Source organism: Dyadobacter crusticola DSM 16708 (genome assembly GCF_000701505.1).
In the GTDB taxonomy this organism is placed as follows: Bacteria; Bacteroidota; Bacteroidia; order Cytophagales; family Spirosomataceae; genus Dyadobacter; species Dyadobacter crusticola.
In genome coordinates, this window is record NZ_JNJB01000032.1 from 1 (window position 1) to 9,153 (window position 9,153).

Annotated in this window: 8 protein-coding genes and 1 rRNA gene; 2 read left to right on the top strand and 7 right to left on the bottom strand. The window is 43.7% G+C overall.

Annotated elements, in window-relative coordinates; genetic code table 11:
* Window positions 1–55 precede the first annotated feature (55 nt).
* The 7 genes from Q369_RS0121805 to Q369_RS0121835 form a co-directional block, all read right to left on the bottom strand.
* Window positions 56–367 carry a type II toxin-antitoxin system HigB family toxin gene (locus Q369_RS0121805; protein ID WP_031529860.1) on the bottom strand — a complete coding sequence of 104 codons (312 nt, stop codon included), beginning with the start codon at window positions 365–367 and terminating at the stop codon, window positions 56–58.
* Between the two features lie 52 nt (window positions 368–419).
* The gene (gene rimK, locus Q369_RS0121810) at window positions 420–1,322 is read right to left on the bottom strand and encodes a 30S ribosomal protein S6--L-glutamate ligase (RefSeq protein WP_031529861.1); all 903 of its coding nucleotides are present in this window, start codon (window positions 1,320–1,322) and stop codon (window positions 420–422) included.
* A gap of 16 nt (window positions 1,323–1,338) precedes the next feature.
* A complete protein-coding gene (locus tag Q369_RS0121815) occupies window positions 1,339–1,824 on the bottom strand; it encodes an ATP-dependent zinc protease family protein (protein WP_031529862.1) in 486 nt (161 codons plus the stop codon).
* A complete protein-coding gene (locus Q369_RS0121820; protein WP_031529863.1) occupies window positions 1,821–2,939 on the bottom strand; it encodes a DNA polymerase III subunit in 1,119 nt (372 codons plus the stop codon). Before Q369_RS0121820 ends, Q369_RS0121815 begins: the two co-directional genes overlap by 4 nt.
* A gap of 36 nt (window positions 2,940–2,975) precedes the next feature.
* On the bottom strand, window positions 2,976–4,169 hold the full coding sequence (locus Q369_RS0121825; RefSeq protein ID WP_031529864.1) for a GlmU family protein: 1,194 nt from the start codon (window positions 4,167–4,169) through the stop codon (window positions 2,976–2,978).
* Window positions 4,170–4,296: 127 nt separating this feature from the next.
* Window positions 4,297–4,548: a type B 50S ribosomal protein L31 gene (locus tag Q369_RS0121830; RefSeq protein WP_031529865.1), complete on the bottom strand. Its 252-nt coding sequence runs from the start codon at window positions 4,546–4,548 to the stop codon at window positions 4,297–4,299.
* A gap of 130 nt (window positions 4,549–4,678) precedes the next feature.
* Complete coding sequence (locus Q369_RS0121835; RefSeq protein WP_031529866.1) at window positions 4,679–5,590, bottom strand: sugar phosphate isomerase/epimerase family protein; 912 nt, start codon at window positions 5,588–5,590, stop codon at window positions 4,679–4,681.
* A 441-nt stretch (window positions 5,591–6,031) separates the two neighbouring features.
* On the opposite strand from Q369_RS0121835, the gene Q369_RS0121840 reads away from it, so the two are divergent.
* Both Q369_RS0121840 and Q369_RS0121845 read left to right on the top strand, forming a co-directional pair.
* On the top strand, window positions 6,032–8,476 hold the full coding sequence (locus Q369_RS0121840) for a ribonucleoside-diphosphate reductase subunit alpha (protein ID WP_031529867.1): 2,445 nt from the start codon (window positions 6,032–6,034) through the stop codon (window positions 8,474–8,476).
* Between the two features lie 418 nt (window positions 8,477–8,894).
* Window positions 8,895–9,153: ribosomal RNA gene (locus Q369_RS0121845) — 16S ribosomal RNA — on the top strand; the annotation flags it as partial.

Below are 9,153 nucleotides of genomic sequence, written 5' to 3' on the forward strand. Positions count from 1 at the left end.
GACCTGCATAAGCCGATAGATCTGGCTTAGCGCCTGCTCATACTGTTCGTTATTTTTAATTGGAGTTGCCATATCCTATGTTCTTTGCATCAATCTTATCGTAGGCTTCATGCGGCCCGAACCAAACAATAAAAACGATCTTTAACCTGAACTCTATATCTACAATCAGCCGGTATGTATTGCCGTGTATATTGAAAACAACGCGTTTGCTGCTCAAAATTGAAGCATCACGGTACTGTTCCTTTAACTCATTTGGAGATGTCCATTCAGCCAGTTCCGCTTCTTCATGCCAGGCTAGCAGGGATTGCTTTGCTTTTGGATAACTTTCCCAATAGTGTCTTAATGTTTTTACCGCTATTACCCGCATGCCGGATTATAAAGATATAAAAATTGTTACCAATTTGGTTACAGGTGTTTATTTAAACTCCAACAGTATCCCCTTCGTCAGTAACAATTTTGTCTTCAATGTAACTAACAATCAAAGAGGCAATATCAATTCCACTGATTTCTTCAATTCCACGCAATCCCGGGGATGAATTTACTTCCATGACCAGCGGGCCCCTTTCGGATTGTAACATATCTACTCCTGCAATCTTTACTCCGAGTGCTTTTGCCGCTGCTACCGCGGTATGTTCTTCTTCGGGTGTTAATTCAACCAGGCTACCCTGGCCGCCACGGTGCAGATTGCTGCGGAAATCTCCATCGGCACCTTGTCTCCGCATTGCTGCGATCACTTTATTGCCAATGACAAATGCGCGAATATCTGCTCCTTTCGATTCTGCAATGTACTCCTGAATCAAAAAATTAGCCCGTAAGCCGTAAAATGCTTCAATCGTAGACTTCGCTGCTTTGATAGTCTCCGCCAGTACCACACCTACTCCCTGCGTTCCTTCCAGTAATTTTATGACAACCGGCGGTCCGCCAACCATGTGGATCAGTTCATTAACCTGGGAAGGATTTTTTGCAAAAACAGTCTTCGGAATGCCGATACCCGCTTTGGCCAAAACCTGCATACTTCTGAGCTTGTCCCTGGAACGTAAAATGGCCTGCGATTTAACAGTAGTAAAGATTTTCATTAGTTCCAGCTGGCGCACCACTGCGCAGCCAAATGCGCTCACCGAAGTTCCGATCCGTGGAATAGCTGCGTCAATCTCTGGGACGGGTTTTCCTTTATATATAATGGAAGGCTTTCCGCCTTCGATCATCACAAAGCATTTAACATGGTCAATGACAATTGCTTCATGACCTTTCTGTTTGATTGCCTCCACCAAACGTCGCGTCGAATAAAGGTCTGCATTGGTGGATAATACGGCGATTTTCATAAAAGATATTTGAATATTAGCTGTGATGACGAGGGCTCTGGCTGTCGGGTTTTAAACGGTCAGGAGCATTTGAATGCCTTGACGCAGACAGGTTCTTCTGGGAAACATCAATGATAAAACGGTTTTTCAGAAGTTTTCGGCCGAGTAGGATTGGATACTGCATTTTCTTCCTGTTCGCCAGTGAAAATTCTGTCCGAATTTTTTTACCAAAAATCCGGATTCCGGTTTTGATCACATACCGTTTTTCCTCTTTGCCTGAGGAATTTCTGACAATGGTCTCTTTGTAATCGTCCACGATGTAGGATTGTTGCGGCGCGCCTTTCTTTTTATCCAGATAAAATTGAAGGCGGGTTTGATCTCCATCCCTGAGAAGCTTTACGCGGGAGCAATGGATTGCGGAGGTAGTAGCGCCCGAATCAATACGGACTGGGACATTGAACCAGCCTAAATCAGGCAAGTCTACGATATCGGTAGCGCCGATGAGCTGCACTTTCCCTTTCATTTGCGTTCGAAAAAATGGGCAATGGTGAGTGAAAGATCGAGAAATACCATCTTGGCGCGCACATTGCGTTCAATGTGGTAATGCGCTGTATTCACTTCTTCGATCATTCTTTCAAGCGAGTCAAAATTAACCGTTTTGGAAAAGTTTTGGACAAATGTCAGTTCCTCCTGCGGTACGCGCAACAAGTCGCCCGCTCCGTGACTCCAGATCAGCATATCACGAAAAAGCCGCAATGCATATTCCAGCAAGCCTTTTTGCCTTTCTTTGTTCATCACATCATACCCATCGGCGAGTTTAACCAGGTGCGACACGTCATATCGGTAACAGGAGCGCATCCAGCCTGCAAACCAGCCCGACCGGTCATCTTCATCTTCCTGGACCAATTTCAATGCTTCGGACAGATTTCCGTCTGACAGGTAAGCCGCCTGGTTGATAGCAGCTTCATTTGCATTGTGGCGTTTCAGGTAGCTTCTTACTTCCTCGTCCGAAAAGACCGGAATGGTAATACGCTGTGTTCTTGAAATAATGGTAGTCAGTAACTTATCTGATTGGTCACTTACAAGCAGGAAAAGTGTTTTTTCAGGAGGTTCTTCAAGAATTTTTAGGAGTGCGTTAGAAGATGCCGCATTCATAATATCCGGTTTCCAGATCAGTAGGATCTTGTATTCACCTTCGTATGATTTCACAGAAAGCTTCCGCAAAATTACTCTCGCTTCTTCTACTGAAATATTGCCTTGCTTATTATCGGCGCCAATTTCATCCAGCCAATCCGGAAGCAGCCGATATGGATTTTCAATCAGGAATCTGCGCCAAAGCGGGAGAAATGCTTCACTGGTTTTTCCATCAACTTTCTTTGAGGTAGCAGTCGGAAAAATGAAGTGCATATCCGGATGAATTAGCTTTTCCATTTTTGCACAGGACGCGCATTTGCCGCAGGCATCTTCTTCCTGTTTGTCTTCGCAATTGATGTAAGTAGCAAAAGCTAGTGCCATGGAAAGCCCGGCACCTCCCTGCGGATAGTCAAACAGCTGTGCGTGAGCCAAATGGCTGTTCTTTACCGAGCGCATCAGCGTGGATTTTATTGCTTCAAGCCCGGGGATATCTTTAAAAAGCACAGTATTCGAATTTAATCTTTTTCAATGGCAGCCTTATCAATAGACGCGCTGGCTTTTGGTTTGTTCAAAAACGGCTTTCAGGATCGCTTCGTCTTTCTCGTCAAAAGTAATATTTCGCCTGCTCACTGTATCGGAGGCTACTGCCAGGGCTTTTTGCAAACGATATTCGCAAAAACCTTCCGCGGTCCCGCCCCAGGAAAAGGAGGGAACGTGCTTCTGCTGAAAACCGCCACCAAATACATTGACACTCACGCCCACGACAGTTCCGGTATTGAACATGGTAGATATACCCGCCTTTGAATAGTCTCCCATGATCAGGCCACAGTTCTGCAGACCGGTATTTTCAAGCTGATTTGTTGCATAGCTGTGAAGTTTTACAGCGCTGTGGTCATTTTTTAGATTCGAATTATTGGTATTTGCGCCGAGGTTACACCATTCTCCGAGTACCGAATTGCCGAGGTAACCATCGTGGCCTTTATTACTATATCCAAAAAGAATGCTGTTGCTCACTTCACCGCCAGCTTTACAAAATGGCCCGACTGTGGTATTCGGCCGTATTTTGGTTCCCTGAGCAAGCACAGAACCTTCGCAGATCGCAAACGGGCCTTGAATGGTAGAGCCTTCCTGTATCAATGCATTTTTACCAATATATATAGGGCCATTTTCTGCATTCAGAATAGCTGCTTTTATTACTGCTCCTTTCTCAATAAATACCTGTGAAGGATTATAAGTATTTGTAAAAGGATCGGTAATCGGCTCTGAAATCCTGTCAGAAGTAATTCTTTCAAAATCAGCTTTGAGCTGTGCCGCGTTGAAGGCGAATATATCCCAAACCTGCCGGATCAAAATAAATGGATCGGTGTAGGCCACCGGAGTGAGCTCATCGACGCCAGGCGCCGGCTCCCACGGGCTGTCTGTTCTGGCGATAAGTACTTCGTTGTTCCGTGAAGTAAGTACCGAATTGACGGCGAGTTTATTTGCTGCTTCAACTAGCAGATGATCCGGGCAAAGTCCGCCATTGATATACCAGTTATCATTGGATATATGTGATGCGAACTTAGCTTGTAAGTATTTTTCGGTTTGATATGATACAGGTGAATGCAGTGTTCGTTCCCACTTTTCAGCGATTGTTTCAATACCGCAGCGGATTGCTGCAACCGGCCTGGTGAATGTAAGTGGTAAGAGCTGCTTACGAAGAATGGGATCGTCAAATAGGATTACAGCGGGCATATTAGTTCAGTATGTGTTGCCAAAGTTCGCGCATTTTATCGGTTAGGACAAAAAAAGAAGCAGCCTCCTGAACATTTGCCAGGAGACTGCTTTCATTAATATGTATCGGTTACGAAGCTTGTTGTGACTAAGCTTCTTTCTGTCCGTAACGTTTTCTAAACTTGTCAACACGTCCGGCTGTATCAACCAGAACATTTTTACCAGTATAGAATGGGTGTGACTGAGAAGAAACCTCCACTTTGTAAACAGGGTAGGTTTTACCGTCTTCCCAAGTGATGTTTTCGTTAGTCTCGATCGTAGAACGGGTAATAAATTTGAAATCGCTCGACAAATCCCAGAAAACTACGTCTCTATAATTGGGATGAATATCTTTTTTCATTGGTATATGGTATTATTTGTTTCGATACAATTCTCAAAAAGGATTGCAAAAGTATAAAATCTAAATTTTCAAACCAAGCTTTAAAACTGTATCTTTTTTAATATTAGTATCATAGCGCGCAGTGCCGCACCTATACCTCACTGAGTTGCTGTTTCAAAACCTCAATTCCGCGCTTTGCTTCTTTATCGAAGTCGGTATAAGTGAAGCATTCAATGGAAAGCCCGCCCTTATAATTGATCTTTTTCAATGCGCTCAGGTAAGGTCTGAAATCATCACCTTTTACACCCGGCGGGGTGCGGTTTTCTTTTTCTGCAATGTGGCAATGCACAATGTGTTTACCATATTTCACGATCTCGGTTGCGGGTTCGTCTTCCTTGAGCATGTGAAAAATATCGCACAACAGCTTCACTCTCGGGCTTTTCACTGCATCAACAATCTCTACTCCTTCTGCCAGGCTGTTGATAAAGTTCGTCTCGCCGCGGTTCAGCGGCTCCACAGCGATGGTCACGCCATATTTTTCGGCCAGTGGGGCCATTCTTTTTGTCAGATCGATGTGCTGCGCTTTTGCAGTGGCTCTGTCGAATCCTTCCGGTATAATCCGCGAGCCGCCGCTTCCAAACACTACATATTGAGAGCCGCATTCTTTGGCACGTTTTAAAACGAGGTCGGTTCGCTGCAAAATGGCTTCGTGATTAGCTTCCGGGCCCAATGTTTTTAATGCAGCCGGAAGCAGGATCACATAGGACTTGATGGGGAAGTTATCGTGTTTTAGCTTTTGGAGGTTCTTTTCATATTGTTCATCTCCATCAGCAGGAATCAAAAACCCTGCAACCGACTCCTCTATATATGTACAACCTGATTCTCTTAGAAAATTGGCTTTATCGTAAGCAGCATAAACCCCCAGTGGAATCGTGTAATTCGGCTTCAATGGAAGCTGCGCTAATACTTCATGCGCATTGGCTCCAATGGCCAGTCCAGCGATGATACCTGAAGACCTTTTTAAAAAGGCTCTTCTCGCTTCATTCTCAATTTTGTCTACCATGTTTCGGTTAAGGTTGGATAGTTTCTTGTTGTACTTTTTTGAATAAAATTTGTTGGCAAAAAAATAAAAAGTTTACAAATTTAAATTCTATGAAGAGAGTTTGTAAAATGTAACATGTTCATTCACAGTGCCATTTAGAAATTGATGAAAACTTTACAGGTGTATCTGTGAAAAAAAGTTTACAAATTTTTCTGTTCAGAAATAATTAGAAAAATTTTTTCCAGAACTGTTTCCTGGTGTGTCAGGCTAAATGACTAGTTATAAGTTTCTTAACAATTTGGTAATTTGTACTCTGCTCAGACGGCCCGGTTTTGGCTTGAAAGTGTGGTTGTGAATACGCTCAAATTAATGTTATTTCAGGAGATTTTTAGATATCAAGTTCAAGCAATTTATCCAGAATATACATTACTAACTTCCTAAAAAACAAGCTATTATATGTCTATGTATGTAATAAAGCGTGACGGTCGCCGCGAATCCGTAAAATTCGACAAGGTGACGGCCCGCATTGAGAAACTAAGCTACGGCTTGGACACCAAGTACATCCAGCCTGTTGAGGTTGCGAAAAAGGTAGTGTCCGGTATTTATGATGGCGTAACCACCGCCGAGCTGGACAACCTGGCTGCGGAAACTGCCGCCTCGATGACTACGAAGCACCCTGATTATGCGATCCTGGCTGCGCGTGTAGCGATCTCAAACCTTCATAAGAATACATTGAAGTCATTTTCGGCTACAATGAAACGCTTATATACATATATAGACTCTAAAACTGGCGAGAATGCATCCCTTATTTCTAAGGAGGTATACGAAGTAATCCGTCAGAATGCTTCTCTTTTTGATTCTACTATTATATATGACCGCGACTATGCCTATGATTATTTCGGCTATAAAACCCTCGAAAAATCGTATTTACTGAAAGTTGACGGAAAAATTGTAGAGCGTCCGCAGCACATGTTGATGCGTGTAGCAGTGGGAATTCACCAGGAGGATATCCAGGCGGCGATTGAAACCTATCACCTGCTTTCAGAAAAATGGTTTACGCATGCCACTCCAACCTTATTTAATGCAGGAACACCAAAGCCGCAGATGTCGTCTTGTTTCCTGTTGACAATGAAAGAAGACAGTATCAGCGGCATTTACGATACACTTAAAAATTGCGCGTTGATCTCCCAGTCTGCGGGAGGCATTGGATTGAGCATTCACGATGTACGTGCAACAGGCTCTTATATTAAAGGAACCAATGGGCAGTCCAATGGAATCGTACCAATGCTCCGCGTTTTTAATGACACGGCTAGATATGTTGATCAGGGCGGCGGTAAGCGTAAAGGTTCTTTTGCTATATATATGGAACCCTGGCATGCAGATATCTTTGATTTTCTGGATTTGAAGAAAAATCACGGAAAAGAAGAGCAGCGTGCAAGAGATCTTTTCTACGCACTCTGGATCCCGGATTTGTTTATGAAGCGGGTAGAAGCAAATGATACCTGGTCATTGTTTGATCCACACGAATGCCCTGGACTTTCGGATACGCACAGTGAAGAGTTTGAAAAGTTATATGAGCGATATGAATTAGAGGGAAAGGCGCGGAAGACGATTAAGGCTCAGGATTTGTGGTTTGCGATTATGGAGTCGCAGATAGAGACAGGTACACCTTATATGTTGTACAAAGACCACGCGAATAGCAAATCAAACCAGAAAAACCTGGGTACCATCAAGTCTTCAAACCTTTGTACTGAAATTATCGAGTACACAGCTCCTGATGAAGTAGCGGTTTGTAACCTGGCTTCCATTGCATTGCCAAAGTTTGTTGAGCAGGGTGCAGATGGCTTTATGCGCTTTGATCACAATAAGCTATATGAAATCACCAAGGTGATCACGCGCAATCTTAACAAGATCATCGACCTCAATTACTATCCTGTTCCTGAAGCAGAAAAAAGTAACAAGCGGCACAGACCAATTGGTATCGGTGTTCAAGGTTTAGCAGATGCATTTTGTATGATGCGTATGCCTTTCGATTCGGATGAAGCACGCCAGTTGAACAAAGAGATTTTCGAAACCATTTATTACGGATCAATGGAGGCTTCAATGGAGCTTGCGATTAAGAACGGTCCATACGAAACCTGGGAAGGAAGTCCGATCTCTAAAGGTATCTTCCAGTTTGATATGTGGAATGTAACGCCGGAAAGCAATCGTTGGGATTGGGAGAAATTGCGGAAGGAAGTAGTTAAGCACGGTGTCCGTAATTCGCTGCTGCTTGCGCCAATGCCAACTGCATCTACCAGCCAAATTTTGGGGAACAATGAATGCTTCGAACCGTTTACTTCCAACATTTATGTAAGAAGGGTTTTGTCGGGCGAGTTCGTTGTAGTTAATAAGTACCTGCTTAAAGATCTTGTTCGCCTGAACCTTTGGAATGAAGAAATGAAGAATAACCTTGTTCGGGCAAGCGGGTCGGTCCAGGCTATTCCGAACATTCCTCAGAACATCAAAGATCTTTATAAGACAGCCTGGGAAATTAAGCAGCGCAGCCTGCTGGATATGTCTGCCGATCGCGGAGCTTATATCTGCCAGTCTCAGTCGCTGAATATCTTTATGGAGGAAGCTAATTTCGGCAAGTTGACGTCAATGCATTTTTATGCCTGGAAAAAAGGACTTAAAACGGGGATGTACTACTTGCGTACACGTGCAGCATCGGATCCTGTTCAGTTCACGGTCAGCAAACAAGCAGAAGTGTTGCTGGAGCCTGCGACGGCTGTAGTTACTGAGAAGGAATTAAATTATGTTCAATATGCGGAGGAGCATACCAAGCCGGTAATGCCGAGGGACAATCGTTCTGATATGCAATGCTCATTGGATGATCCGGAAGGTTGTGAGGCTTGTGGTTCATAATTGCAAAAGAGTTTAAAGGCGGCTCCTGTACTATATGGGAGCCGCTTTTCGTTTCAAGGGTCTGGCCTTTCTAATATAGTATGGAAGTTTACCTGGAAAAAGTGATACTTTTATGAACAGAATTTGTGGTGATGTAAATGGGGTGAAAAAACCTTTAAATTATTTTCGGAACGGATAGAATTCATTTTCAGGGGTTTGCTGTTTTAGTGGAAAAAAGTTTGGAAAATATTTTGGCTTTGGTGTTGCATATAAAAAAATAAGGCTGCACTTTTGCACTCCCAATCGGGAACAACGGTAGCGCAGACGGCGAAACCACTAGTTCTGAGGAAACTTGGAGCAACGTTCTTTGACATGATGAAGAGAGCAAAAAGATAGGTTCGTTAGAAACATTGATGGCTTAGGCCATCGGAAATAATTTACAATGGAGAGTTTGATCCTGGCTCAGGATGAACGCTAGCGGCAGGCTTAATACATGCAAGGCGAAGGGGCAGCAATGTCACTGTCGTACGGGTGCGTAACGCGTATGCAACCTACCTTTTACTGGGGGATAGCCCGGGGAAACCCGGATTAATACCGCATACTACATTAAGGCCACCTGGTTTAAATGTGAAAGATTTATTGGTAAAAGATGGGCATGCGTTCGATTAGCTAGTTGGCAGGGTAACGGCCTACCAAGG